The 24,954-nt window shown below is 62.8% G+C and carries 23 protein-coding genes and 3 tRNA genes; 8 read left to right on the forward strand and 18 right to left on the reverse strand.

Features of this window, described 5'->3' with window-relative positions:
- Positions 1-8: 8 nt before the first annotated feature.
- The 3 genes from iscR to CJ010_RS13180 form a co-directional block, all read right to left on the reverse strand.
- Positions 9-491, reverse strand: a complete 483-nt coding sequence (gene iscR / locus CJ010_RS13170; protein ID WP_141018459.1) for a Fe-S cluster assembly transcriptional regulator IscR — start codon at positions 489-491, stop codon at positions 9-11.
- A gap of 122 nt (positions 492-613) precedes the next feature.
- On the reverse strand, positions 614-1,369 hold the full coding sequence (gene cysE / locus CJ010_RS13175; protein ID WP_141018460.1) for a serine O-acetyltransferase: 756 nt from the start codon (positions 1,367-1,369) through the stop codon (positions 614-616).
- 98 nt (positions 1,370-1,467) lie between these two features.
- Positions 1,468-2,196, reverse strand: a complete 729-nt coding sequence (locus CJ010_RS13180; protein WP_141018461.1) for an RNA methyltransferase — start codon at positions 2,194-2,196, stop codon at positions 1,468-1,470.
- Between the two features lie 91 nt (positions 2,197-2,287).
- Between CJ010_RS13180 and CJ010_RS13185 the strand changes: the two genes are divergently transcribed.
- The 3 genes from CJ010_RS13185 (at position 2,288) to CJ010_RS13195 (ending at position 6,539) form a co-directional block, all read left to right on the forward strand.
- The gene (locus CJ010_RS13185; protein ID WP_141018462.1) at positions 2,288-3,100 is read left to right on the forward strand and encodes an inositol monophosphatase family protein; all 813 of its coding nucleotides are present in this window, start codon (positions 2,288-2,290) and stop codon (positions 3,098-3,100) included.
- 149 nt (positions 3,101-3,249) lie between these two features.
- The gene (gene mutS / locus CJ010_RS13190) at positions 3,250-5,787 is read left to right on the forward strand and encodes a DNA mismatch repair protein MutS (RefSeq protein WP_168224948.1); all 2,538 of its coding nucleotides are present in this window, start codon (positions 3,250-3,252) and stop codon (positions 5,785-5,787) included.
- On the forward strand, positions 5,784-6,539 hold the full coding sequence (locus CJ010_RS13195) for a fused MFS/spermidine synthase (RefSeq protein ID WP_141018463.1): 756 nt from the start codon (positions 5,784-5,786) through the stop codon (positions 6,537-6,539). Before mutS ends, CJ010_RS13195 begins: the two co-directional genes overlap by 4 nt.
- A gap of 43 nt (positions 6,540-6,582) precedes the next feature.
- On the opposite strand, the gene dnaQ is transcribed toward CJ010_RS13195, so the two are convergent.
- Genes dnaQ through CJ010_RS13210 form a run of 3 tightly spaced genes read right to left on the reverse strand, consistent with a single transcriptional unit; the run spans position 6,583 to position 8,513 of the window.
- Positions 6,583-7,302: a DNA polymerase III subunit epsilon gene (gene dnaQ, locus CJ010_RS13200; protein WP_141018464.1), complete on the reverse strand. Its 720-nt coding sequence runs from the start codon at positions 7,300-7,302 to the stop codon at positions 6,583-6,585.
- A 14-nt stretch (positions 7,303-7,316) separates the two neighbouring features.
- Entirely contained in the window at positions 7,317-7,775 is a 459-nt protein-coding gene (gene rnhA / locus CJ010_RS13205) for a ribonuclease HI (RefSeq protein WP_141018465.1), read from the reverse strand.
- Positions 7,776-8,513, reverse strand: coding sequence for a class I SAM-dependent methyltransferase (locus CJ010_RS13210; RefSeq protein ID WP_141018466.1), 738 nt, complete (start codon positions 8,511-8,513; stop codon positions 7,776-7,778).
- A 28-nt stretch (positions 8,514-8,541) separates the two neighbouring features.
- On the opposite strand from CJ010_RS13210, the gene gloB reads away from it, so the two are divergent.
- Complete coding sequence (gene gloB / locus CJ010_RS13215; RefSeq protein WP_141020692.1) at positions 8,542-9,303, forward strand: hydroxyacylglutathione hydrolase; 762 nt, start codon at positions 8,542-8,544, stop codon at positions 9,301-9,303.
- Positions 9,304-9,343: 40 nt separating this feature from the next.
- On the opposite strand, the gene CJ010_RS13220 is transcribed toward gloB, so the two are convergent.
- On the reverse strand, positions 9,344-9,730 hold the full coding sequence (locus CJ010_RS13220; protein ID WP_141018467.1) for a response regulator: 387 nt from the start codon (positions 9,728-9,730) through the stop codon (positions 9,344-9,346).
- 2 nt (positions 9,731-9,732) lie between these two features.
- Positions 9,733-10,710: a diguanylate cyclase gene (locus tag CJ010_RS13225; RefSeq protein ID WP_141018468.1), complete on the reverse strand. Its 978-nt coding sequence runs from the start codon at positions 10,708-10,710 to the stop codon at positions 9,733-9,735.
- Positions 10,711-10,939: 229 nt separating this feature from the next.
- On the opposite strand from CJ010_RS13225, the gene CJ010_RS13230 reads away from it, so the two are divergent.
- On the forward strand, positions 10,940-12,343 hold the full coding sequence (locus tag CJ010_RS13230) for a transglycosylase SLT domain-containing protein (RefSeq protein ID WP_141018469.1): 1,404 nt from the start codon (positions 10,940-10,942) through the stop codon (positions 12,341-12,343).
- Here CJ010_RS13230 and CJ010_RS13235 read toward each other — a convergent pair.
- The 3 genes from CJ010_RS13235 to CJ010_RS13245 form a co-directional block, all read right to left on the reverse strand.
- Entirely contained in the window at positions 12,333-14,420 is a 2,088-nt protein-coding gene (locus CJ010_RS13235; protein WP_141018470.1) for a dipeptide ABC transporter ATP-binding protein, read from the reverse strand. The two genes, CJ010_RS13230 and CJ010_RS13235, sit on opposite strands and share 11 nt — an antisense overlap.
- A gap of 77 nt (positions 14,421-14,497) precedes the next feature.
- Positions 14,498-14,983, reverse strand: coding sequence for a peptidylprolyl isomerase (locus CJ010_RS13240; RefSeq protein WP_141018471.1), 486 nt, complete (start codon positions 14,981-14,983; stop codon positions 14,498-14,500).
- Positions 14,928-15,455, reverse strand: coding sequence for a peroxiredoxin (locus tag CJ010_RS13245; RefSeq protein ID WP_141018472.1), 528 nt, complete (start codon positions 15,453-15,455; stop codon positions 14,928-14,930). The genes CJ010_RS13240 and CJ010_RS13245 overlap by 56 nt, the downstream gene beginning before the upstream one ends.
- A 267-nt stretch (positions 15,456-15,722) precedes the next feature.
- On the opposite strand from CJ010_RS13245, the gene lexA reads away from it, so the two are divergent.
- From lexA to CJ010_RS13260, 3 genes are all read left to right on the forward strand, one after another.
- Positions 15,723-16,331, forward strand: coding sequence for a transcriptional repressor LexA (gene lexA / locus CJ010_RS13250; protein ID WP_141018473.1), 609 nt, complete (start codon positions 15,723-15,725; stop codon positions 16,329-16,331).
- A gap of 144 nt (positions 16,332-16,475) precedes the next feature.
- Positions 16,476-17,021 carry a hypothetical protein gene (locus CJ010_RS13255; protein WP_141020693.1) on the forward strand — a complete coding sequence of 182 codons (546 nt, stop codon included), beginning with the start codon at positions 16,476-16,478 and terminating at the stop codon, positions 17,019-17,021.
- Between the two features lie 54 nt (positions 17,022-17,075).
- The gene (locus CJ010_RS13260) at positions 17,076-18,443 is read left to right on the forward strand and encodes an MATE family efflux transporter (protein ID WP_141018474.1); all 1,368 of its coding nucleotides are present in this window, start codon (positions 17,076-17,078) and stop codon (positions 18,441-18,443) included.
- A gap of 10 nt (positions 18,444-18,453) precedes the next feature.
- Here the strand turns inward: CJ010_RS13260 and arsC are convergent, their stop codons facing one another.
- The 7 genes from arsC to lon form a co-directional block, all read right to left on the reverse strand.
- Positions 18,454-18,807: an arsenate reductase (glutaredoxin) gene (arsC, locus tag CJ010_RS13265; protein WP_141018475.1), complete on the reverse strand. Its 354-nt coding sequence runs from the start codon at positions 18,805-18,807 to the stop codon at positions 18,454-18,456.
- Between the two features lie 22 nt (positions 18,808-18,829).
- Positions 18,830-20,647 (reverse strand): M61 family metallopeptidase, encoded by a 1,818-nt coding sequence (locus CJ010_RS13270; protein ID WP_141018476.1) that lies wholly within the window; start codon positions 20,645-20,647, stop codon positions 18,830-18,832.
- Positions 20,648-21,614: 967 nt separating this feature from the next.
- A tRNA-Val gene (locus CJ010_RS13275) sits at positions 21,615-21,689 on the reverse strand.
- A 49-nt stretch (positions 21,690-21,738) separates the two neighbouring features.
- Positions 21,739-21,813: transfer RNA gene (locus CJ010_RS13280), tRNA-Val, on the reverse strand.
- A gap of 132 nt (positions 21,814-21,945) precedes the next feature.
- Positions 21,946-22,021: transfer RNA gene (locus CJ010_RS13285), tRNA-Val, on the reverse strand.
- A gap of 37 nt (positions 22,022-22,058) precedes the next feature.
- The gene (locus tag CJ010_RS13290; protein WP_141018477.1) at positions 22,059-22,331 is read right to left on the reverse strand and encodes an HU family DNA-binding protein; all 273 of its coding nucleotides are present in this window, start codon (positions 22,329-22,331) and stop codon (positions 22,059-22,061) included.
- A gap of 196 nt (positions 22,332-22,527) precedes the next feature.
- Positions 22,528-24,948, reverse strand: a complete 2,421-nt coding sequence (gene lon / locus CJ010_RS13295) for an endopeptidase La (RefSeq protein ID WP_141020694.1) — start codon at positions 24,946-24,948, stop codon at positions 22,528-22,530.
- Positions 24,949-24,954: the final 6 nt, after the last annotated feature.

Raw genomic sequence — 24,954 nt, forward strand, 5'->3', positions numbered from 1 at the left:
CTCCGCCCTCAGGCCGCAGCGGTTTCGCGCAGCGCGATGGCAGCCCGGCGGCGCACGTCCTTCAGCACGTTCATGTCCGGATCAGGCTTGATTTCACGCTGGACCAGCGCGCCCAGCGAAACCGAATCCAGATACGCGTACATGCGCTTGTTCAGGTTTGCCCACAGGTCGTGGGTCACGCAACGGTGTTCGTCGTGACAGTTCTGCTTGCCGCCGCACTGGGTGGCATCGAGCGGCTCATCGACGGCGATGATGATGTCAGCCACGGTGATGGTCGCCATCTCGCGTGCAAGGCGATAGCCACCGCCCGGTCCGCGCACGCTGGTCACCAGCTTGTGGCGGCGCAGCTTGCCGAACAGCTGTTCGAGATAGGACAGGGAAATCTTCTGGCGATCCGCGATACCGGCCAGCGTGACCGGGCCTTCGGCCTGGCGCGAAGCCAGGTCTATCATCGCGGTGACGGCGAAGCGCCCCTTGGTGGTGAGTCTCATGGTGGCTCCTTGAATGGTCGACGGAGGGTGTCGCAGGATGCCGTTGGGAAAATACCCAAACGTTTCGCTCGACTATACTTATCCCGACAAAATCGGTCAACTAATGACCTGGATCAAACCATTCAATCGACCATCTTGGACAGCCGGTTCGCATCGAAGCCGTCAGCGGATTCGACCGCCTTGTCGAGGTCGATGCCGGCAACCGCAAGGCGTTCAAGAAGACACTGGAAGCGCCTGTCGGTTTCCACCGCATGATCTAGCAGGCCATGCAGCGCCTTGGAAACCGGGTCGTCCATGTCGCGCGTTACCCCATATGCCGAGAAGCCCATCTGTTCGGCCTTCTGCTCGCGCGCGCTGTCGCGCTCGGGATCGAGAACCCGCGCCGGATTGCCGACTGCCGTAGCCCCCGCCGGCACCGGCTTCACCACCACCGCATTGGAGCCGATCTTGGCGCCATCACCCACGGTGAAGCCGCCGAGCACCTTGGCCCCCGCGCCCACCACCACGCCCTTGCCCAGCGTCGGGTGCCGCTTCGTGCCGCGATAGAGCGAAGTACCGCCGAGCGTGACTGCCTGATAGATGGTGCAATCGTCGCCGATCTCGGCCGTCTCCCCTATCACTACACCCATGCCGTGATCGATGAACACACGACGGCCAATCGTGGCGCCCGGATGGATCTCGATCCCGGTCAGGAAACGGCTGACGTGGCTGATGAAGCGCCCCAGCCAGTAGAGGTGCCGCCGCCAGGCGGCATGAGCGAGGCGATGGAAGATCAGCGCATGCACACCGGGATAACAGGTGAGTACCTCCCACGTCGATCGGGCTGCGGGATCGCGCTCGCGAACACTGGCCAGGTCTTCACGCAGGTGGCTGAACATGCTTGTGGATCCTTCGACTGACTGGAAACGGGGTAACCGGGAACGAGATCGCGCGAGGCCCTTCGGTGGCGCCGAGCGATATTTAATTTCCGACTATTTTAATCAACTTTACGCTGAAAGCTAGTCAGCATGCCGCGCAGGATGCCGATTTCCTCTTTCTCGAGGCGGATGCGACCGAACAGCCGACGCAGACGGGGTAGCAGACGGCGCGGATTGGCCGGTTCGTGAAACCCACTCTCCGTGACCGCCTGTTCCAGATGCCCAAAGAAGCCTTCGATTTCATCGTGGGTCGCCAGGCGCGGCTGGGGCTCGGCGTCAAGCCGCGGCTGCAAGGCCGCCATGCGCACCTCGTAGCTCAGCAACTGTACCGCAGCGCCGAGATTGAGCGAGGAGAAATCCGGATTGGTCGGGATGGTCACCGGCATGCCGCACAGCAGCACATCCTCGTTCGACAAGCCGCTGGTCTCGTTGCCGAACACGAGCGCGACGTCGCCCTGCTCGGCATAGCCGACCAGTTCGAGTGCCGCGTCGCGCGCATTGCGGCGCGGCAGCGCCAGTTCGCGCCTGCGGGCGGTAACGGCGGCGGCCAGCACCGTACCTTCCAGCGCCTCGCGCAGCGAGCCGACCACGCGCGCCGACTGCAACAGATCGCCCGCACCGGACGCCCGGGCATCGGCAACCGGATCGGGGAAGGACTCGGGGGAAACAAGCCAGAGTTGCGACAAGCCCATGGTCTTCATCGCACGTGCAGCGGCGCCGATATTGCCCGGATGGCTGGTCCGCGACAGCACGATGCGGATACGGTCAAGCGCAAGAGCGCCATTCATACTAAAATTCCGCGTTTTACGTAATTGATTGCGGCCGGGCCGGACGCTTCATCGGTGTCCTGCCCTACCCCTATTGCCGAGACCGACCCGCATGCATCCCATCCTCAACATCGCCGTGAAGGCCGCCCGTCGGGCCGCTACCGTCATCAACCGGGCCTCGACCCAGCTCGACTTGCTCAGCGTGCAATCGAAGTCACCGAACGATTTCGTCACCGAAGTGGACCGCGCGGCCGAAGAAGCGATCATCGAGGTCTTGCGCGAGGCTTATCCGGGGCACGGGATTCTAGCAGAGGAGTCCGGGGAGCTCGCCCCGGCGAACGGCGGCGAGAGCGAGTTCGTGTGGATCATCGATCCGCTGGATGGCACCACCAACTTCATCCACGGCTTCCCGCAGTACGCTGTATCGATCGCGCTCACCAAGAACGGCGTGCTCGAACACGGCGTGGTGTACGATCCCAACCGCAACGAGCTCTTCACCGCGACGCGTGGCAGCGGCGCTTTTCTCAACGACCGCCGTATTCGCGTGTCGCGCCGCAACCGGCTCAATGAGGCCCTGCTCGGCACCGGCTTTCCCTACCGCCAGTTCGACCACGTCGACGCCTACCTGGCGATGTTCCGCGAACTGACGCAGAAGTCGGCCGGCATCCGCCGTCCGGGCTCGGCCGCGCTCGATCTCGCCTACGTGGCTTGCGGCCGTATCGACGGCTTCTGGGAGCTCGGCCTGTCGCCCTGGGACATGGCGGCCGGAGCGCTGCTGATTTCGGAAGCCGGCGGTTTGATCTCCGATCTCGCGGGCGAAGCGAACTACCTCACCTCGGGCAACGTCGTTGCCGGCACGCCCAAGGTCTTCGGCCAGCTGCTGCCCATCATCCAGTCCTACCGCCCGGCCAGCCTGCAGGCCTGACGGCCATATCCCGGCGCCCGCCGCCTGCGTCCTTGTGGCGTACGCGGCGGGCGCTGTTTTTCCGACTCTCATGAAATCGCGCCCGGAGCGCCACGGCCGATGACAACCGCCCTTCCCCGCCCGCCCGAGACATCGAAAGCCACACTCCAATGATGCAGCAGTACCTGCGCATCAAGGAACAGCACCCGGACACCCTGCTGTTCTACCGGATGGGCGACTTCTACGAACTCTTCTTCGAAGACGCCGAGAAGGCTGCACGTCTGCTGGACATCACGCTGACCACGCGCGGCCAGTCCGCGGGGCAAGCGATCCGCATGGCAGGCGTGCCCTTCCATGCGCTCGAGCAGTATCTCGCCCGGTTGGTGAAGCTCGGCGAATCCGTCGTGATCGCGGAACAGGTCGGCGAACCGGGTGCGACCAAAGGCCCGATGGAGCGCGCGGTCAGCCGCATCGTCACGCCCGGAACGCTGACCGATGCGGCGCTGCTCGACGACAGGCGCGATGCCCTGCTGCTGGCGGCCAACCTGCACCGCGGCGTGCTCGGAATGGCCTGGCTGAACCTGGCCAACGGCGATCTGCGCCTGATGGAATGCCCCGCCGAATCGCTGCAGGCGCAGTTCGAGCGGTTGCGCCCCGCGGAAGTGCTGATTCCAGACGGTCTTGCGCTGCCCTTGATCGAAACCCTCGCGCCGGCCCTCCGGCGCCTGGCCGACTGGCAGTTCGACGGCGAAACCGGCACCCGCCTGCTTACCGGGCACTTTGGAACACGCGATCTGGCCGGCTTCGGGGTCGAGAATGCGCCGGTCGCACTCGGCGCGGCAGCTGCGCTCTACGATTACGCGAAGGCGACGCAGCGCCAGAGCCTGGCCCACATCACCGGCTTGGCGCTGGAGCGGGAATCGGAATACCTGCGGCTGGATGCGGCCACCCGCCGCAACCTCGAACTTACCGAAACACTCCGCGGCGAAGCCGCTCCCACGTTGCTTTCCCTGCTCGACACCTGCGTCACCAGCATGGGATCGCGCTGGTTGCGTCACGCCTTGCATCATCCCCTGCGCGACCGCCACATTCCGGCAGCACGCCAGGCAGCTGTCGGCGAGCTGGTCGGCGATGGCGACGGCCAGCTCGCTCAGGCGGTACGGACCGCCTTGCGCGGCGTTGCCGACGTGGACCGCATCACCGCACGGATCGCGCTGCGCAGCGCCCGTCCGCGCGACCTCTCGGCCCTGCGCGACAGCCTGTTCCAGCTGCCGGGCCTCGGGCACATACTGGCGGCGGCAGCGAACGGCCTGCTCGCCGAGATTGCCGGGACGCTGCACGTCCCCGCCGACGCGGTCGAACTGCTAAGCCATGCGATCGCCGATGAGCCGGCCGCGATGGTGCGCGACGGCGGTGTCATCGCCCCGGGTTTCGACGCCGAACTCGACGAGTTGCGCGGCATCCAGACCAACTGCGGCGAGTTCCTGATGGCACTCGAAGTCCGCGAGCGCGAGCGGACCGGCATTGCCAGCCTCAAGGTCGAGTTCAACAAGGTGCATGGTTTCTACATCGAGGTGAGCCATGCCAACGCCGACAAGGTGCCGGACGACTACCGCCGCCGCCAGACGCTGAAGAACGTCGAGCGCTACATCACACCCGAACTCAAGGCGTTCGAGGACAAGGCCTTGTCGGCGCAGGAGCGCGCCCTGGCGCGCGAGAAGCAGCTGTACGACGGCGTACTCGACCAGCTGGCGCCGCACATCCCGGTGTTGCAGCGGGTCGCACGCGGGCTGGCAACGCTGGATGGGCTCGCCGCCTTTGCCGAAGCGGCCCTGCGCTACGCCTACGTGTGCCCGGTCTTTGTCGAACAGCCCGGCATCAGTATCGCCGGCGGCCGCCATCCGGTGGTCGAGCGCCAGGTCGAGAACTTCATCCAGAACGAAGCCCGGCTGGCGCCGACGCGCCGTATGCTGATGATTACCGGTCCGAACATGGGCGGCAAATCGACCTTCATGCGGCAGGTGGCGCTGATCTGCCTGCTGGCGCATGTGGGTAGCTTCGTGCCGGCCCAGGCCGCAAGCCTGGGGCCGCTGGATGCGATCTTCACCCGCATCGGCGCTTCGGACGACCTTGCCTCCGGCCGTTCGACCTTCATGGTCGAGATGACCGAAGCGTCCGCCATCCTGCATGGCGCGACCGAGCAAAGCCTGGTGCTGATGGACGAGATCGGCCGCGGTACCTCCACCTTCGACGGCCTGGCGCTCGCCTTCGCCATCGCCCGGCACCTGCTGGAAAAAAACCGCAGCCTGACGCTCTTCGCGACCCATTATTTCGAGCTGACCCGGCTCAACGCCGAGTACCCGGAGTGCGCCAACGTGCATCTCGATGCCGTGGAACACGCGCACCGCATTGTCTTCCTGCACGCACTCGAGGAAGGGCCGGCCAGTCAGAGCTACGGGATAGAGGTCGCCGCCCTGGCGGGCATTCCGGCGGCAGTCATCCGCGATGCGAAGCGCCGTCTGCGCGCGCTGGAGAACCGCGAAATCGGCAACGGCCCCCAGCCCGACCTGTTCGCGGCGCTGCCGGAACTCGAAGATGTGCCACTGTCACATCCGGTGCTGACGGCCCTGGCGGAAATCGACCCCGACAGTCTCAGCCCGCGCGAGGCGCTGGAACAGCTTTACGCCTTGAAGCGGATGAGCGCATGAGCACACCTATCGACATCTCGGAAGAAGCGGGTGTCCGCTACTTGCATTTCGGCTCGGACTGGGTGCAAGGGGCCATGCGGATCCGCAGGCCGAACGCACTCGAACTCGCCTACACGCGGGAGATGATGGCCGGCCTGTTGCTGCGCGACATCGACAACTGGCCGAAGCGCATCCTGCTCATCGGTCTGGGCGCGGCCTCGCTGACCAAGTTCGTGCACCTCCATTGCCCCGAGGCCCGGATCAAGGTCGTCGAGATCGAACCTGCGGTGGTAGCGGCTGCACGCCAGTTCTTCCGCCTGCCGACCGAGGACGCGCGCTTTTCCATCCACATTGGCGACGGCGCACAGTACGTGCTGGAGAAGGCTGCGAGCTACGACTACATCCTGGTCGACGGCTACGACCGCAACGCCCGCGCGGGCGCGCTCGACACCCTGCCCTTCTACCAAGCCGCGCGCACCCGGCTTTCGGCCCGCGGCATCCTGGCGGTCAACCTCTTCGGCCGCGCAAAAGGCTACAAGGCGAGTGTCGAGCGCGTCGTCACCGCGTTCGAGGACAGGGCGATCGCTTTTCCATCCTGCGACAGCGGCAACGTGGTCGCCTTCGGCGCGGTTGGGGAGTCGATCAGCCTGCCGGTCACCGAGCTGCGCGAACGTGCACTGGCACTGAAGACGCGCACCGGCCTCGATCTGCTGCCTACGGTGACACGCCTGGAGCAGGCCGGCAGCCTGCCCGGCGGTGCCTTGATGCTTTGAGAAATGGCGCAGCACCAAGATTTACGCGCCGGCCATCCACCGCTCAGGCTGCGGCCGCCTCGGCTTCCGGCGGTAGCCACAGACACAGACCCTTGTTCGCCTTGGCGATTTCCGCAAGGTTGGCGACATGGGCCTCGCACTCCGCATCATTGGCGCGGAGCACCCTGACCGGCATCCGCTCTGCCGGCAGGCCATCTACCTCCATCGCGCCCGGCTGCGGCTCGTCCAGCGCCATGATGAGGCTCTCCTGGCCGCGCGTCATGGCCAGGTAGACCTCGGCAAGCAGTTCAGCATCGAGCAAGGCGCCGTGCAGCGTACGGTGGCCGTTGTCGATCTCGTAACGATCGCACAGCGCGTCGAGCGAGGCCTTCTTGCCCGGATTCTGTTCCTTCGCCATTTTCAGCGTGTCGATCACGCCGCCGCACAACACGTCGAGCTTGGGTCGGCCAAGCAGGCTCAGTTCGTGGTTCAGGAAACCGACGTCGAAGTTGGCGTTATGGATGATCAATTCGCCGTCGCGCACGAAGGCTTCGAAATCATCGACGATGGCTGCGAATTTCGGCTTGTCGGCGAGGAACTCCTCGGTGATGCCATGCACCGCAACTGCTTCGGCGTCGATGCCGCGCCCCGGGTTGATGAACACGTGAAAGTGGCGGCCGGTGAGATTGCGGTTAAGCAGTTCGACGCAGCCGATTTCGATTACGCGATCACCGTTGCGCCAGTCCAGGCCGGTCGTTTCGGTATCGAGGACGATTTGTCGCATGATGTTTCCGTTACTTAATTCGTGACCACGCTGCCTGACTTGCGGGCCGCTTCCGTGCCGCGACGGGCGAGCTCGTCAGCGCGTTCATTTTCGACGTGGCCGGCATGGCCACGCACCCACAACCACTTCACCTGATGGCGCGAAGCGACTTCGTCGAGCGCGCGCCACAGATCGGCGTTCTTCACCGGTTCCTTGGAAGCGGTCTTCCAGCCGCGCGCCTTCCAGCCGTGTATCCACTCGGAAATGCCCTTCTGGACGTACTGGCTGTCGGTGTGAACACGGGCGGCCACCGGCCGCTTTAGCGCCTCGAGCGCGCGAATGACTGCCGTCAGCTCCATGCGGTTGTTGGTGGTCTGCGGCTCGCCACCCCAGATTTCCTTTTCGTGCCCATTGGAGCGCAGGATGGCGCCCCAGCCACCGGGGCCGGGATTGCCGCTGCAGGCGCCGTCCGTGTAGATCTCGACTTCTTCCATTTACTGTATTTTCCTTGCGCCGTTGGCGCCGTTCTCTCTCTGGGCAACGGTCGATAGCTGCTTGGCCGTCGCCTTCTTTTCCCGCCAGTTGGGGGTGATCACCCTCATGCCCTGCACGCGCTTGATGCCCTGCACGACATAGGCTCCGCCACAGACCGGCCACCAGCGGCTGCCGGCCTTGTCCATGAAGCGCCAGCGATCGATCCACTCGGCGCTGCCGACTGCCGGCGTGTAGCAGCCGAATCCGCCGCTCTGCATCTCGAAACCGAGCAGGGTCAGCCAGTCCTTGATGCGCATCACCGAGAGGTACTGGCCCTGCCACGGAAAGGCTCCGCGCTTGCGCGCGAGGAGACGGCGCACCCCCCACAGGCTGAAGGGATTGAAGCCCGAGATGATCACGCTGCCCTCGGGCACCAGCACCCGCTCGACCTCGCGCAGCACGTGGTGCGGACGCCGGGCGAACTCCAGTACGTGAGGAAGCACCACGAGATCGAGGCTGGCCGTGGCGAAGGGCAGTTCGTCCTGCTGCGACACCACCGCGACTTCACCCAGCCTGCCGCATGTAAAGCGGAAAGGCATCCGGTTCATCCGCAGGAAGTCGACTTCGGGGAGGCCGATCTGGACCGCGTTGTAGCCGAAGATGTCGGCCACCATCGCGTCCAGCCTGGCCTGTTCCCATTCGAGCAGGTAACGCCCCTGAGGCGTTTCCAGCCAGTCCGACAGGCTGAGGATTGACATGGGCGATCAGGACTTCAAAATTGAAACCATGAACATTATCCCTCTTCCCGCCTTCCGCGATAACTACATCTGGCTGCTGCACGACGACCGCCATGCCGTGGCCGTCGATCCGGGCGATGCAGCGGTGGTCGAGGCTTATCTGGCGCAACATGGGCTGACGCTGTGTGCGGTGCTCATTACCCATCACCACCATGACCACACCGGTGGCTTGGCTGAACTGACAACTGCACGACAGATACCCGTGTTCGGCCCGGCCAGGGAAGCCATAGACTGCGTTACCGTCAGGCTGAGTGACGGAGACGTAGCGCGGATACCAGAGCTGGATCTGGCGCTGCAGGTGCTCGAGGTTCCCGGCCACACAGCCGGCCACATCGCCTACTACGGCGCCGACGCCCTGTTTTGCGGCGACACACTGTTCTCTGCGGGTTGCGGTCGTCTGTTCGAAGGAACCGCCGAGCAGATGTCGGGTTCGCTCGCACGTCTTGCCGCCCTGCCGGATGCCACACGCGTTTACTGCACGCACGAATACACCCTGTCGAACCTTGCCTTCGCCCGCGCGACCGAGCCCGAGAACCCGGCGCGAGAAGCCTATCAGGCTCGCTGCGAGACGCTGCGAGCCGAGGGGCGCCCCACGCTGCCGAGTACGCTCGGGCTCGAAAGGACGATCAATCCCTTTCTGCGTGCAGGCGAGGCGCAGGTGATCGATGCGGTGACCCGCCATGTCGGCCAGCGTCCGGTCGATGCCTTGGCGTGTTTTGCCGCACTGCGCGAGTGGAAGAACGTCTTCTGAGAAGGAAGGCGCCGGTTTTCACGCCCCGGTGCCGACGAACTCAGGCTTGTGGGGTGAGACCGAGCGTGCGCTCCACCATCTCGACGACGCGGGCGGCATTGAACGGTTTGACGACGATACCCGCGGCACCCATGCGCACCATCTCGCCCACGCTTTCGCGATCGGTCTGACCTGTCACCATCAGCACCTTGACCCGCGGAAAACGCTCCCTCAGGTCCGCAAGCGCTTCAAGACCATTGCGCTTGGGCATCACGACGTCGAGGCACACCAGATCAGGCTGCATGCGTTCGACGAGTTCGCATACGGCCTCGCCGTCGCGTCCCTCGGCTACGACGTTGAAGCCCGCCTGGCGCAGGATGGCACGCAGGGCCATACGAATGACTTCGTTGTCATCGACGAGGACGACACGTTTGTTGAAGCGCTGCATGCTCAAGTGATACGCGCCTCCCGCCCCTGGGTGCCGCCCGAGTAGAGCTGGACGCGGTTGCGACCTACCGCCTTTGCCTGGTACAGCGCTTCGTCTGCGGCCTTGAGCAGCGCGATGAATCCGTTGTCGTCCCCGCGCGGCGGGATCAGAGTTGCGACGCCAATGCTGATCGACACCACTGGCGCTGCACTGGAAAAGCGGTGCGTAATGGAAAGCCCCTCGACACCGGCGCGCATGGCTTCGGCGACGGCCAGCGCTCCGCTTTCGGACGTTTCCGGCAGGATCGCGGCAAACTCCTCGCCGCCGTAACGTGCGACCAGATCGGTCGGCCGGCGCAGCTTCTGCTCGAGAGTCCGCGCGACTGCCTTGAGGCATTCGTCGCCGACCTGATGGCCGTATCCGTCGTTGAACTGCTTGAACGAATCGACGTCGACCAGCAGCAATGCGAGCGACAGACCGCCGCGCGCGGCACGACGCCACTCGCGCAGCAGGCTCTCGTCGAAGCGGCGGCGGTTGGCAATGCCGGTGAGCCCGTCAACCGCCGACAGGCGGGTAAGCTCGCGGTTGGCATCATCGAGCTTGCGCGTCAGCACCAGCAGCGAATAACGCATCTGCGCGATGCGCTGCATGGCACGCACCTTGGCCTTGAGCACCACTTCGGATACCGGCTTGGCCAGATAATCGTCGCCGCCGACGTCGATGCCGCGCTGCAGATCGTCGTCGGAAGTGCGGGCGGTCAGAAAGATGATGGGGGTCCAGTCACCTTCGCCCTCGAGTTCGCGGATGGATCGCGCGACCTCGAACCCATCCATGCCGGGCATGATGATGTCGAGCAGGATCAGATCCGGCCGCTCCTGCTTGAACATCGCGATGCCCGACTCGCCGTCGCGAGCGTGCAGCGCAACAAGGCCCATCTTGGTGAGCTGGTGACACACCAGGGTCGCACTGGTAACGGTGTCCTCGATGACCAGGACTTTCATGATCGTGATACAAAGCCTCGAACGGCAACAGACGCCCGAATGCTACCAAGTGCACAGCCGGACGACAGTTCTTTAGCTGGGCATCCGGTATTTCTGCACGAATCGCTGCAACTTTTGTCGTATGGTTCGCCCACCTCGCCGCGCGTTACTGCTTACAAGATCGCGTTTGAGGGAGGTGCGCCCTCTGCTAGACTTTTGCGCTTTTCGTCGCTACCGGCTCGAGTGTCCAATGGCGAAGCTATTCGCGCTGTTTTTCGTCTTCGCGCTCGCAGCAGCGCCCTTGCCGGGGCACGCGCAAGAGCCGTCCGCCGGCATGATGGCGACTACACCGAAAGTCGGTCTGCAGGCGGCATCGGACAGCGATACGCCGGTGGCGCCGGCACGTGTGCTCACGCTCGATCTCACGCGCGACGCCAACGACATCTGGGACCGTATCCGTCGCGGCTTCGGCATGCCGGACCTGGAGAGCCCGCTGGTTGCCGAGCAACAGCTGTTCTACCTTAACCGTCCGGCCTTTCTCAAGCAGGTCTTCGCGCGCGGCGGTCGCTACCTCTACTACATCGTCGACGAGCTGGAACGGCGCGGCATGCCGACCGAACTCGCGCTGCTGCCCATGGTGGAGAGCAGCTACAACCCCCTGGCCTACTCCCGCGCCCATGCTTCCGGGCTGTGGCAGTTCATTCCCTCCACCGGCAAGAACTACAACCTGACCCAGGATAAATGGGTGGACGAGCGCCGCGACGTGATCGCATCGACCTCGGCGGCGCTCGACTATCTGCAGAGCATCTACGAAATGCACGGTGACTGGCACCTTGCACTGGCATCGTACAACTGGGGGGAAGGTGCCGTGGGACGGGCGCTCCAGCGCAACCGCGAGGATGGCCTCCCGACCGAGTATTCGCGACTGCGCATGCCGGAGGAAACGCGCAATTACGTCCCCAAGCTACAGGCGATCAAGAACATCGTTTCTCAGCCGGAACTCTTCCGCCTCGAACTGCCTTACGTGCCGAACGAGGCGCACTTCGTTGCGATCGAAGCGCCCAAGGGCATCGACCTCGCGACTGCGGCCAAACTTGCCGAGATGTCGATCGAAGAGTTCGTCGCGCTCAATCCCGGTTTCAATCGACCCGTGATCACCGGCACCGGACAGACGCTGATCGTGCCCGTGGATCGAGCCCCTCATGTCGAGATGCGCCTGTCGGAGTTTCAGCTTGCCGGCAAGGGCTGGCATGCCTACGAACTTCAGCCCGGGGAAAAGCTGGCCGAGGTCGCGCAACGTCACGGCTTGTCCCTACCGCAATTGTTGCAGCTGAACGGACTCACGCCACAGAGCAAGACTGGCCCCGGCTACACCCTGCTGGTACCGGACGGCATCGATCCGAGCGGCGCACTGCAGGTCGCCCGCATGCTGCCGAACAACACCTTTACCTCCAGGGCGCCGACGACGGCCCCGCGTGCGGCCCCGAGCAAGAGGGCAGGCAAGGTCGCGGGCAAGGTCAGCGCCAGAAGCAAGACGGCAAGGACCGCGAAAGCGCCTGTGAAATCTGCCGCCAAAGCGGGGACCGCCAAACCGCCAGCCAAGTCAGTCGCGCCGAAAAAGCCGAAAACTGCCGCAAAACCCCCTAGCCGATAGCTTCCTCCGCTCCACGGGCGATCGGCGCATCGGTTCGTGGCCAATGACAGCTCACCCGGTGAGCACCGCCGAGGCGCGTTTCGACCGGATAAGTCACACGACAGATATCGGTAGCATGCGGGCAGCGCGGATGGAAATGACAGCCCGGCGGTGGAGCCAACGGCGACGGTAGATCACTCGCCGGCGGAGGCGTCGCCGTTGCCGGACCGGCATGCTCGGTTTCCTCCGGCCGCGGCACGGATGCAAGCAACATGCGTGTATAGGGGTGTGCTGCCGCGGACGCCACACGGTCGACGGGCCCGCGCTCGACGATGCGACCGAGGTACATCACCGCGACTTCGTCGGCGAGATATTCGACTACGCTGATGTTGTGGGTGATGAAAAGGTAGGCCAACCCGTGTTCTAGCTGGAGTTCGCGCAGCAGGTTCAGCAGCTGGGCCTGGACCGAAACGTCGAGGGCGCTGGTTGGCTCGTCGCAGATGATGGCGCGCGGCGAGACTGCAAGCGCCCGGGCGATCGCGATTCGCTGGCGCTGTCCCCCGGAAAATTCATGCGGGTAGCGATGGCGCATCGCCGGCGAGAGCCCTATGCGTTCAAGCAGCGCCTCGACGCGCTGGCGTCGCTGCAAGGTATCGCTGTCGACGCCGAGACTGATCATGCCCTCTTCGATGATCTCGCCGATCCGCATGCGCGGGTTGAGCGAAGCGAATGGATCCTGAAAGATCATCTGGACCGCACGGCGCATCGGCAGCATGGCCGCCGCCGATGCGCCGGCCAGCTTGTCGCCGTCGAAGAAAATCTCGCCGTCGGTGCTGTCTATCAGCCGTAGTATGGCCTTTCCGACAGTCGTCTTGCCGCAGCCGGATTCCCCCACGACCGCCAGCGTGCGGCCAGGCACCAGGGCCAGGTCGACCCCGTCGACCGCCCTGACCTCGCCAACCACGCGCTTCAACAACCCCTTTCTTACCGGGAAGTGCACGCGCAGTCCACGGACTTCGATCACCGGCGCGGCGGCCTTCCGACCGGCCATGGTGGTACCGGAGCGCCCAAGAGGACGCTCCAGCGGGCGTGGCACGGCGACGGACTCATAGAGGTGGCAGCGTACCGACTGGTCACCGAGTCGATGCCAAGCGGGCGGCTCGTCGTCGCAGCGGTCGAAGGCGTGCGGACAGCGGTCGGCGAAGCGGCAACCAACGAACTCGCGATCGAGCGACGGCACCCCGCCCGTCGGCGCGTCCAGGGGGGCACCGCGACGGGCCGCTCCCGGCAAGGCGGCGAACAGTTTGCGCGAATACGGATGCAAGGGCGTGCTGAAGAAGGCTTCCCGCCCGCTCGTCTCGATCAGCTCACCCGCGTACATCACGCCCACTCGGTGCGCCATGCGCGCCACCACGCCGAGATCGTGCGTGATAAGCAACATGCCCATGCCACGCTCGTCCTGGAGACGCCTGAGCAGATCGAGGACCTGAGCCTGGATGGTAACGTCCAGCGCTGTGGTCGGCTCGTCGGCGATCAGTAATTCGGGCTGCCCCGCCAGCGCCATTGCGATCATCGCCCGCTGCTTCATGCCTCCCGAGAACTGGAAGGGAAAGTCGTCGACGCGGTGAACGGCATCGGGGATTCCTACCGCCTCCAGCAGACGGACAAGCTCGACTCTGGCCTTCTCCCCCCGCAGGCCACGATGCTTCGCCAGGGCCTCGGCAATCTGCGCCCCGACACTCATCACTGGGTTGAGGCTGGTCGACGGTTCCTGGAAGATCATGCCTATCCGCCCGCCGCGCACATCACGCATACGCGCTTCCGACAGCGCCGGCAGGCTGTCCCCGGCCAGGCGGACGTCGCCGCCAGCAATGCGGCCGCCATCAGGCAACAAACGGGTGAGCGCCAAGGCCGTCATCGATTTGCCGCACCCGGATTCGCCAAGGAGGGCGAAGGTCTCACCCGCAGCAATGAAAAAGTCGACTCCATCCACGGGGCGGATGCTTGCGCCTCCGGCGTCGATCGCCACCCGCAGGTTCTCGACTTCGAGCAGGCGCCCTTGCGCCGGTGATACGTCGGAGTGAAATGAAGACGTCATGAGCGCCAGAGAAGTGAAAGGATCGGAAACGGCAGGGAAAAATGAAAAAGGCCGCTTTCGCGGCCCCCTGATCAGACTTAGTGGTGATGCCCGCCCGGGCCATGCACGTGGCCATGGCCGATTTCCTCGGCCGTTGCCGGACGCACCTCGGCAACGGTCACATCGAACACCAGCGCGATGCCGGCCAGCGGATGGTTGCCATCGACTACGACCTTGCCTTCGGCAATATCGGTGATCCGGTAGATCACTTCCTCTTCGCCATCGTCAGTCACGCGCTCGAAGGACATGCCGACCTCGATATTCTCGGGGAACAGGGAGGCGTCTTCGATCATGACGAGTTCTTCGTCGTAATCGCCGAAGGCATCTTCGGGCTGCAGTTTGATGGTGAGCTGTTCGCCCAGCTTCTTGCCGTGCAGGGCTTCTTCAAGCACAGGGAAGATGCCGTCGTAACCGCCGTGCAGATAGGTCAGCGGGTGCTGACCGTCGTCGACCATGTTGCCATCCGCGTCATGGACGGTGTACTTGAGCGTAACCACGCTGTTCTTGACGATTTCCGTTTGCATTGTCGGATTCCAGTTCCTTGACCAGTTTGAAAACCGCGGCAGCGTGGCCACGGGGTGTGACGTCACGGAGCACGTGGCGGATGACGCCCTGCTTGTCGATGATGAAGGTCGTCCTCGCCACGCCCATCTTCTTCACACCGTCGACTTCCTTCTGTTGCCACACATGGTAAAGCCGGCAAACCTCGGTTTCAGTATCCGAAAGCAGCCGGATCGACAGCCCATGCTGGTCGCGAAACTCTGCATGGGTGAGGCAGTCGTCGGGACTCACACCCACGACGATGCAGTCGTGGCGGGCAAAATCCGCTTCATGATCGCTGAAATCAGCAGCCTGAAGCGTACAGCCCGGCGTGTTGTCGCGGGGATAAAAATAGAGGACCACATGGTGACGGTTGCGCTCACCTGCCAGGCTGAAGTCTTCCATGTCGGCGTCCGGCAAGGAAAAGTCGGGGGCGAGGTGTCCGCTCTGCAACATGGGTTCTCCCTGAGCTGCCGGCGATTCTAGCCGAGACCCGGACTGAACTCTACCGACCTGGGCTGCGGGGATGCTGCCGGAGAAAGCATGCATGACGACACTCCTCGAGAGCTGACTTCATGGTGGACTGGCACGGATGACTGAACGAATAGCTCAGAATCCGGCCGGCCTCAAGGCGCACTGCGTCAATTCGCGACTAGCCTCGCGACGACACAAGGCTTGCGTGCTTCTGAATACTGTTCGAAAATACAGTCAAAGGAGGCCGCTATGAGTGCCCGCAGCGAACAACTCACTACCAGACAGCAGGAAATTCTCGATTTCATCCGCCAGACCGTCGAAAACGAGGGGCGTCCGCCCACGCGAGCAGAGGTGTGCACAGCTTTCGGTTTTCGATCGCCCAACGCGGCCGAAACCCATCTGCGCGCCCTTGCAGCCAAAGGGGCGATCCTCCTTGAAGAAGGCAGGGCCCGCGGTATCCGGCTGGCCGAAGCGCTCGGTCTGCCGCTGGTCGGTCGCGTTGCGGCAGGCAGTCCCATCCTTGCCGCCGAACATGTCGAAGCCCGTTACCAACTCGATCCGGCGCTGTTTTCGCCACGTGCGGACTATCTTCTACGAGTACGCGGGATGAGCATGCGCGACGCCGGCATTCTGGATGGCGACCTGATCGCGGTCCATCGCGCGGTAGAAGCGCGCAACGGACAGATCGTGGTCGCCCGCGTCGATGACGACGTCACGGTCAAGACGCTGCAGCGCAAGGGGACAACGGTGGAGTTGCTACCGGCCAACCCGGATTACGCGCCCATCGTTGTCGACACGCGCAACACGCCACTGGTGCTCGAAGGCGTCATGGTCGGGCTGATCCGCAAGGACAACTGACGCAGTTCCTCCGAGCACCACAGGCTGTTTTCCGCCCCGCTCCTGTGCGAATCAGGCCGGCCCGAGCCGGCGGCAGGAGCCCACGTAGTAAACTCTGGTGACGCTCTTCTTTCCTGTTGCCCGACCCTCGGGTATTCGTTGACCATGCCGCTACTCCTCCAGACTGCCGATACCGGGCGCGCCGGTGATATCGCCCGGTGGCGGGCTCGATGGGCGCTGCTGCTTTTTGTCGTGACCCTGCCAGCATCGATCTGGTTGTTCTCGTCACTCGCGGCGCTGTGGAGCCTGATCCAGCCGCTCGACGGCGCTATCTTCATGATCGCTGCCACTGCATTCGGTGGCGTCCTTGCAGTGGCACCGCTCGCCGCCGCGCTCGGCTTCCTGCTTGCGGTGTGGTACGGCGTGGAAAGCGTCTATCTGCCGCGTACGCGAGAGACGCCACTCACGGATCGTTGCATCGTGGGTGCGGGGCTGGTCATCTGGTTTGCCCCCGCACTGGGCCTGCTCGCAGCAGCGGCGAAAGCGCTGGTCGAGGGGCGCATCCACTTCGTGCGTCCGCCTCGCGACTATTTCCTTGCCACCGATCCAGTCGCTTTCTGGCAGGGCGTCGGATTCTGGCTCATCATGGCTGCCATGTTCGGCTTCCTGTCCTGGCGCTACTGGCGGAACAAGCTGGTCGCCCGCGGGTGAGCGCTCGCCAATCGATCGCGCAGATGCGCTTCAGCCCGCGTCGCTGACGTTTGCATGCGCTCGTCCGCCCCCTTCGGCAGCACAGCAAGACAACTGCTCGGACATACCTGGCCCGTCCTCGTTGCGCAGTTGCTGTCAATGAGCATGATGGTCGCCGACACCACGATAGCCGCTCACTACGGCACCACGGATCTGGCCGCGGTTGCAGTCGGCAACGGTCTCTACGTATCGGTGCTGATGCTGCTGGTCGGCATTCTTCAGTCGGTGGCTCCGACGGTCGCCCACCTCGTCGGCGGCGGACGCCATACCGAGATCGGTGCAACTCTGCAACAGGGCTTCTGGCTCGCCCTGCTGCTTGCTGTGCCCGGCACGTTGATTCTTGTCTTTCCGCAAATGCTGCTCGAGCTTGCGAGGGTACCCCCCGATACAGGCGAAAAAGTCAGTACCTATCTACGCGCAACAGCAGCCGGTTTACCGGCGATCCTGCTGTACCGGACGTTCTACGCCTTCAACAACGCGGTAGGCAGGCCGCGGGCCCTGATGGCGATCAGCCTGATCGCCAGCTCCATCCATGTTCCCCTTGCGTGGGCGCTGACAAACGGTCATTTGGGCATCGACGCCCTAGGCGCAACAGGATGCGGAGTCTCGACATCCGTTGTCGCCTGGATCAGCCTCTGCTGCGGCATCTCCTACCTGAGCCGCAACCCGGCATATCGAACATATCTGATCTTCCACAACTGGCGAGGACCGCGAGCCGCGAGCCTTTTTGCCCTGCTGCGCCTTGGCCTGCCCATGGGGATGTCGACGTTCATCGAGATCACCTCGTTCACGCTGATCGCACTCTTTGTCGCGCGGCTTGGTGCTGAGGCCGTCGCGGGGCATCGCATCGTCGCCAACCTGGCCGCGCTCGTGTACATGCTGCCACTGTCGCTCTCAACCGCAACCTTGGTCCTGGTGGGACAGGCCGCCGGCGCCCATGACTGGCAGCGCGCTCGGACCGTAGTCCGGGTGGGTTTGCTGTTGAGTACGTGCCTGGCCACCTTGGTCGGCATCCTTTTGTGGTTCGCGCGGGAGCCGCTGATGGCGCTGTCGACAGACGACGTCGTGGTACGCGCGATCGCAATCGCGCTCCTGCCCTACATCTGCCTATACCAACTGTTCGACGCCGCGCAGACTGTCGCGTCGCATGCCCTGAGAGGCTACAAGGTGACCCTTTTGCCCATGGCCCTGCATACGCTCTGCTTTTGGGGCGTCGGACTCGGATGCGGGTATTGGTTGAGCTTCCATGCCGGCGAGCGCTCCGGGGCACCAAGCGTCGCCGGTTTTTGGGAAGGTGGCGTACTCGCGACCATACTGGCCTCGATCCTGTTCGGCGGTCTTCTGCGCCTCATAGCCGGTCGCGAAAGCCTGAACAGGGCCTAGGCCGAGCTACTCAGACTCCGAACAACTCCTGCACGCGCTCGGGAGGACGACCGACAATGGCCTTGTCTCCCAGAACAACGATAGGACGCTCAATCAGGATCGGATGGGCAAGCATCGCGTCGATCCAGGCGTCGTCATCAAGCAGCTTTCCCGCGTAGTTCTCCTTGAAAACCGCCTCTCCACGCCGTACGAGCTCAGCGGGCTTCATGCCGAGTTTCGCCACCAGGGCACGGAGTTCGTCCTTGCTAGGTGGCGTTTTCAGGTACTCAACCACCTCCGCGTCGACGCCGCGCTCTGCCAGAAGGGCACAAGCGGAACGGCTCTTTCCGCAACGCGGGTTATGATAGATGCGAACTTTGTCCATCGAAATCTCCATCAAAGCGGAATCAATTATTGGGCAGATCCGGGCCGAGCCAGCCCTTGCGCAGCCGCTTCGCTTCCGGTGAGGCCTTGCCTGCCAGTCCGAGCTTGATCGTATCCTGTGCAGGGGGTGCCAGTGTGACGCAGAAGCGCATGAGTTCATCGCGGCGGAAGGCGAATACCTCCACCTCCGTTCCGGGCGCTTTACGCGCCAGAAGCTCGTCGAAGTTGCCCGATGTCACTTTGATCCCGTCGATTGCGATCAGGGTGTCGCCCGCGGAAAGGCCTGATTGTTGAGCCGGGCCGCCGTCGAACACGCTCGCCAGCCTGACTTCACCGTTTCCCTGCCCCGTCTTGATGCCCAGCGATGGCGCCTTGCTGCCCGAGGCTGCCTGATAGCTGACCCCGACATCCCTGAGCAAACGCGCCAGAGGCAGTTCTTCCGTACCGTTCACCGCTCTTTTCAGCCAGTGAGCCACTGCCTTTCCGCCATCGCCCGCGACGTCTTCCACAGCAGTGAAGATGCCGTCCTCCGCGACGCCTACTCCAGTGAGCCCGTGTCTATCCCACAGCATGCGCATGACGTCATCGAGACTGATCTGACCATCGCTCATTTTGCGCAACTGCAGGTCAAGCGCGAGCGCGATGAGTGCGCCCTTCTGGTAGTAGCTGACAATAGCGTTCGGTGAGTTCTCGTCCTGCCGGTAGTACTTGATCCAAGCGTCGAACGATGATTCGGCAACGCTCTGCTTCAAGCGACCAGGCCCGCGGTGCACGTTGGATATCGTCTTGCCAAGCAGATCCAGATATTCCTCGTGACCGAGCAAGCCGGACCTGACCAGCGCGAGATCGTCGTAGTAGGAGGTGAAACCCTCGAACGCCCATAGCAAGTGGGTATAGTTCTCGACACTGAGGTCGTAGGGCACAAAGGCCGCCGGCTTGATGCGTTTGACGTTCCACGTATGGAAGTATTCGTGACTGCAAAGCCCGAGGAAGGTCTTGTAACCATCAGTGGGTTTGCCCATGCCCGCCCACGGCAGATCCTTGCGGCTTGCCAGTAGTGCGGTTGAGGCCCTGTGCTCAAGGCCGCCATAGCCATCGCCGACTATCATTGCCATGAAGACGTAGCGATCCATCGGTGCGCCCCCGCCGAACAGGGCATTCTGCCAGTCGCAAATCCGCTTGAGATCGGCACTGAGACGATCCAGGTCGCAGTCATGTCTGCCGGTAAGTACGATGTCGTGAGGAACGCCTCCCGCCTCGAAACTTGCGAGTGCGAAGTTCCCCATTTCCACTGGGTGATCTATCAACTCATCGTAGTCGCTGGCCTGATACAGGCCGAAACCACGCAATTTTGCAGCACCCTTCATTCCAGTCGCTGGCGTAAGTGCAGTGGCAACCCGCCAACCGCGGTAGCGGCTACCCTCGGGGCGGAGCAGTTCGACCAGACAAGGCTGATCAGTGCAGTTCTCAACTGCGAGGAAGACGCTGGTTCCGTTGAAAAAGGCGTGCGATTCGTCCAAGTGGGCCGCGCGCACCGACAAGTCCCACGCATAGATCTCGTAACTTAAGGTCAAGGCGCCCGCCTTGGGCAGTTTCCCCGTCCGCCAGCTGTGCTTGTCCATCTTTTCAAGTGCTACCGCTCTGCCTTCCACCTCTGCATGTATCGATACGATATTGCGAGCGAACTCCCGAATCATATAACTACCGGGAATCCATGCCGGCAATCGGAAGACCTGACCTTCCCGATCCGGCTCTTCAACAATGCAACTGACCTGGAACAGATGTGCCGCCGGTTTTGACGGACGAATGACGTATCGAATCACGGGATGTTCACGCGGCATGGAGACAAGGGCTCAATTATGAAGACTCAAGTCTATCTCCGCGAAGGACGCTAGCGTCCGACCCGCCGAATAAATGCGCCGGCGAATCGGAAAAGAGGTCGTCAGGATCTCTGACCACGCCCCTCCCACACCACCCGGCGTGCGGGTCCGCACCGGGCGGTTCGAGTCGTTGAGGTTATGAGAGTCAAGGCACGGCAAGTCGGTCGAAGCAGGCGATTGGCATCGCTCGATTCGGTGCGAGGCGGTTGTTGTAACACCATCGGCGACTGTTCGCTGCGACCAGCTGAGCGTCGGTTCTCGGCAGGCTCATTGCCAGCAACTCCCGATATGTCGTCGTGCCCCGACGCCAGCTGCTTGCGCTGCAGCGCAAGCAGCTGGTGACACACCCGCGCGTCGAGTTCGCCGGTCTGCGCAAGCTGGAGGTACGCCTTGTCGGTGACGGCGCATTTGATCCGGTCCCCCCTCCCGCCTCAACGTGTAGCCCAGAACCTTGCGACCGCCGTCTTGGTCTCGCTGGCCTTCAGATAGAGCCGCTCGAAAAAGACAGGTTCGTCCGCCCTTCTACGGCATAGGTACCCGCTGCCGCACGACGCGGTGGCCACGCCTATCCAGCTCCCGATCCACCTCGTCGAGCAGCACACTGGTCAGCAGCGGTCTCAGCGGCCCGCCTTGTGTCGTCCCCTCATGCCGCTCTATGACGACCCAGCCATCCATGACCCTGGCCACGAGGTAGCGGCGATCGGCCACAGCACCGCCTTGTCGTCGAACTGCCTAGCCACGATACCGTAATTGCCCGGTCGAAGGACCTCTCCAAATCCACATCGACCACCACCTGATAGCGGTCCTGCATGTAGCGTCGTGCAGGGAGTACCGCGTGGGGCGAACGGAATCCCAGACGAAAACCTTAGAACGATTGCGCTAATGCGGGCGTAAACGAAAAAAGCCGGCATATGCCGGCTTCATCGTGTGGTGGGCGGTACTGGGATCGAACCAGTGACCCCTGCCGTGTGAAGGCAGTGCTCTACCGCTGAGCTAACCGCCCACGCATTGCGGTATTTGAAGCGCTTCGTCAAAGGGGTACACCAAATCGATGGTGGGCGGTACTGGGATCGAACCAGTGACCCCTGCCGTGTGAAGGCAGTGCTCTACCGCTGAGCTAACCGCCCCTTTTGCGAAGAGGCCGAATTGTAGGAGGCCGATCATCGCGCGTCAAGAAGATGATTTCATCAACTCAGCGCGAACCAGCATCTACTTCCGGCAAACAAAAGCCGGCAACCTACACCGGCTTTTGCTGAATCTGGTGGGTGCTGACGGGGTCGAACCGCCGACATTCGCCTTGTAAGGGCGACGCTCTACCAACTGAGCTAAGCACCCGCACCGGCCCGTTTGAAACCAGGCCAAAGCAAGCCCATCAGTTTACTGCATCTTTCAGGCCTTTGCCAGCCCTGAATTTGGGTACTTGGGCAGCCTTGATCTTGATGCTCTTGCCGGTGCGGGGGTTACGGCCAGTGCGCGCTGCACGCTCGCCAACATAGAAGGTACCAAAACCAACCAGTGTGACGGAGTCGTTCTTCTTGAGCGCCAACTTAACCGCTGCGATCGTGGCATCCAGCGCCTTGCCCGCCGACGCCTTGGACAGTTCGGCATCCTTGGCAATGACCTCAATCAGTTCTGATTTGTTCACGTAATACCCCCTTCTCGGATTGGATTGCGTTGGGTTGATCCCCGCAAAACCCAAGCACGACGCGGGGTTCAGAGCCATTCCATGTGCGTTGCGAACTGCATGGACGTTATAACGCGCCAAAAACAGACGTGTCAAGCCGTGCAACGCGCGTTTGCGCACTGCACGGCTTGACCGTTACAAGGGAAGCGAGAAAAGCTCAGTGAGCGCGAAGATTCTGGGCGCCCAAGGCAGCGTCCTCTGTTTTGGTTCCGACTGCCCCGACATCCTGTTCTTCGGGAAGCGCTTCCGGTTTGCGCTCGAGTGCGAGCTCCAAAACCTGATCGATCCATTTGACCGGAACAATCTCAATTGCATTCTTGATATTGTCCGGGATTTCGGCCAGATCCTTGACGTTCTCCTCGGGAATCAGCGCCGACCGGATCCCGCCGCGGACGGCCGCCAGCAACTTTTCCTTGAGCCCGCCGATCGGTAGCACTTCACCGCGCAAGGTGATCTCACCCGTCATCGCCACATCGCAACGCACCGGAATGCCGGAGAGGACGGACACTAGCGCTGTCGAGATCGCGATGCCAGCGGACGGACCGTCCTTCGGGATGGCCCCTTCGGGCAGGTGGATATGGAGATCGCTGTTCTGATAGAAATCGCCCTTGATGCCGAGCGAGCTCGCCCGCTTACGAACGACCGACAGCGCAGCCTGGATCGACTCCTGCATGACCTCACCAAGCTTACCGGTAGTCATTATCTTGCCCTTGCCAGGCAAGGCAACGGCTTCGACCGTCAGGAGCTCACCACCGACCTCCGTCCAGGCGAGACCGGTCACCTGTCCGATCTGGTTTACCTTCTCGGCCATCCCGAAGCTGTACTTGCGCACGCCCAGGTACTTGTCGAGATTCTTGGCGTTGACCACGATCTTGCTCGAGCGCGCCTTGAGCACCAGGGATTTCACGACCTTGCGGCAAATCTTGGAGATCTCGCGCTCAAGGCTACGCACACCTGCCTCACGTGTGTAGTAACGGCAGACATCGCGCAGTGCTTCTTCGGTCACCGAGATCTCGTCGCGCTTGAGGCCATTGTTCTTGATCTGCTTCGGGAGCAGATAACGCTGGGCGATATTGACCTTCTCATCCTCCGTGTAACCGGACAGGCGGATCACTTCCATGCGATCGAGCAAGGGCGCCGGAACGTTCAGGGTATTCGCCGTAGCAACAAACATTACATCGGACAGATCGAAGTCGACTTCGATGTAGTGGTCCTGGAACGTATGGTTCTGCTCCGGATCGAGCACTTCCAGCAAGGCGGACGACGGATCGCCCCGAAAATCCATTCCGAGCTTGTCCACCTCGTCGAGCAGGAACAGCGGATTCTTCACCCCGACCTTGCTCATATTCTGCAGGATCTTGCCAGGCATCGAACCGATATAGGTACGCCGGTGGCCGCGAATCTCGGCTTCATCGCGCACGCCCCCCAAGGCCATGCGCACGAACTTGCGGTTCGTCGCTTTGGCGATGGACTGGCCGAGCGAAGTCTTGCCTACACCCGGAGGACCGACCAAGCACAGAATGGGCGCCTTGACCTTGTCCACGCGTTGCTGGACCGCGAGATACTCAAGGATGCGTTCCTTGACGCGCTCCAGACCGTAATGGTCCTTGTCGAGCACCTTTTCGGCTTCAGCCAGATCCTTGCTGACGCGCGACTTCTTCTTCCACGGCAGGCCGATCAGGGTCTCGATGTAGTTGCGCACGACGGTCGCCTCCGCGGACATCGGCGACATCAGGCGCAGCTTCTTGAACTCGGCCTGGGCCTTGGCCAAGGCTTCCTTCGGCATGCCGGAGGCCTTGATCTTCTTGTCCATCTCTTCGAGGTCAGCGCCTTCCTCGCCTTCCCCGAGCTCTTTCTGAATTGCCTTGACCTGCTCGTTGAGGTAGTACTCTCGCTGGCTCTTCTCCATCTGCCGCTTTACGCGACCGCGGATGCGCTTTTCAACCTGGAGAATGTCGAGTTCGGTTTCGAGCTGGGTCAGCAGCTTGTCCAGCCGCTCGCCGGTGTCGAACATTTCGAGCACTTCCTGCTTCTGCTCGAGCTTAAGCGGCAGATGTGCGGCGATGGTATCGGCAAGCCGACCCGGCTCCTCGATACCGGCGAGCGAAGTCAAGATTTCCGGCGGAATCTTCTTGTTCAGCTTAACGTACTGGTCGAACTGGGCGATGATCGCGCGACGCATCGCTTCGACCTCGTTGTTGTCGACTTCCGGCACCGGAATCGGCGTTGCCTTGGCGACAAACAGTTGGCGCAGATCCTCGACCGAGTCGATACGCGCGCGCTGCACGCCTTCGACCAGAACCTTGATCGTGCCATCCGGCAACTTGAGCATCTGGAGGATGTTGGCGACGCAGCCGATCGAGTAGAGATCCTCGATGCTGGGCTCATCCTTGGCAGCGGACTTCTGCGCCACCAACAGGATGCTCTTGCTCGCCTCCATGGCATTTTCCAGCGCCTTGATCGACTTCGGACGGCCGACGAACAGCGGAATGACCATGTGCGGGAACACCACTACGTCCCTAAGCGGAAGCAGTGGCAGTTCCATTTGTTCGTTGGGGAGGTCAAGGGGACCCGACATTTTCAG

The sequence above is a fragment of the Azoarcus sp. DD4 genome (assembly GCF_006496635.1).
Taxonomy (GTDB): domain Bacteria; phylum Pseudomonadota; class Gammaproteobacteria; order Burkholderiales; family Rhodocyclaceae; genus Azoarcus.

Coding starts and splice junctions, on each gene's coding strand:
- iscR (WP_141018459.1), bottom strand. CDS start 491: ATGAGACTCACCACCAAGGGGCGCTTCGCCGTCACCGCGATGATAGAC.
- cysE (WP_141018460.1), bottom strand. CDS start 1,369: ATGTTCAGCCACCTGCGTGAAGACCTGGCCAGTGTTCGCGAGCGCGAT.
- CJ010_RS13180 (WP_141018461.1), bottom strand. CDS start 2,196: ATGAATGGCGCTCTTGCGCTTGACCGTATCCGCATCGTGCTGTCGCGG.
- CJ010_RS13185 (WP_141018462.1), top strand. CDS start 2,288: ATGCATCCCATCCTCAACATCGCCGTGAAGGCCGCCCGTCGGGCCGCT.
- mutS (WP_168224948.1), top strand. CDS start 3,250: ATGATGCAGCAGTACCTGCGCATCAAGGAACAGCACCCGGACACCCTG.
- CJ010_RS13195 (WP_141018463.1), top strand. CDS start 5,784: ATGAGCACACCTATCGACATCTCGGAAGAAGCGGGTGTCCGCTACTTG.
- dnaQ (WP_141018464.1), bottom strand. CDS start 7,302: ATGCGACAAATCGTCCTCGATACCGAAACGACCGGCCTGGACTGGCGC.
- rnhA (WP_141018465.1), bottom strand. CDS start 7,775: ATGGAAGAAGTCGAGATCTACACGGACGGCGCCTGCAGCGGCAATCCC.
- CJ010_RS13210 (WP_141018466.1), bottom strand. CDS start 8,513: ATGTCAATCCTCAGCCTGTCGGACTGGCTGGAAACGCCTCAGGGGCGT.
- gloB (WP_141020692.1), top strand. CDS start 8,542: ATGAACATTATCCCTCTTCCCGCCTTCCGCGATAACTACATCTGGCTG.
- CJ010_RS13220 (WP_141018467.1), bottom strand. CDS start 9,730: ATGCAGCGCTTCAACAAACGTGTCGTCCTCGTCGATGACAACGAAGTC.
- CJ010_RS13225 (WP_141018468.1), bottom strand. CDS start 10,710: ATGAAAGTCCTGGTCATCGAGGACACCGTTACCAGTGCGACCCTGGTG.
- CJ010_RS13230 (WP_141018469.1), top strand. CDS start 10,940: ATGGCGAAGCTATTCGCGCTGTTTTTCGTCTTCGCGCTCGCAGCAGCG.
- CJ010_RS13235 (WP_141018470.1), bottom strand. CDS start 14,420: ATGACGTCTTCATTTCACTCCGACGTATCACCGGCGCAAGGGCGCCTG.
- CJ010_RS13240 (WP_141018471.1), bottom strand. CDS start 14,983: ATGCAAACGGAAATCGTCAAGAACAGCGTGGTTACGCTCAAGTACACC.
- CJ010_RS13245 (WP_141018472.1), bottom strand. CDS start 15,455: ATGTTGCAGAGCGGACACCTCGCCCCCGACTTTTCCTTGCCGGACGCC.
- lexA (WP_141018473.1), top strand. CDS start 15,723: ATGAGTGCCCGCAGCGAACAACTCACTACCAGACAGCAGGAAATTCTC.
- CJ010_RS13255 (WP_141020693.1), top strand. CDS start 16,476: ATGCCGCTACTCCTCCAGACTGCCGATACCGGGCGCGCCGGTGATATC.
- CJ010_RS13260 (WP_141018474.1), top strand. CDS start 17,076: ATGCGCTCGTCCGCCCCCTTCGGCAGCACAGCAAGACAACTGCTCGGA.
- arsC (WP_141018475.1), bottom strand. CDS start 18,807: ATGGACAAAGTTCGCATCTATCATAACCCGCGTTGCGGAAAGAGCCGT.
- CJ010_RS13270 (WP_141018476.1), bottom strand. CDS start 20,647: ATGCCGCGTGAACATCCCGTGATTCGATACGTCATTCGTCCGTCAAAA.
- lon (WP_141020694.1), bottom strand. CDS start 24,948: ATGTCGGGTCCCCTTGACCTCCCCAACGAACAAATGGAACTGCCACTG.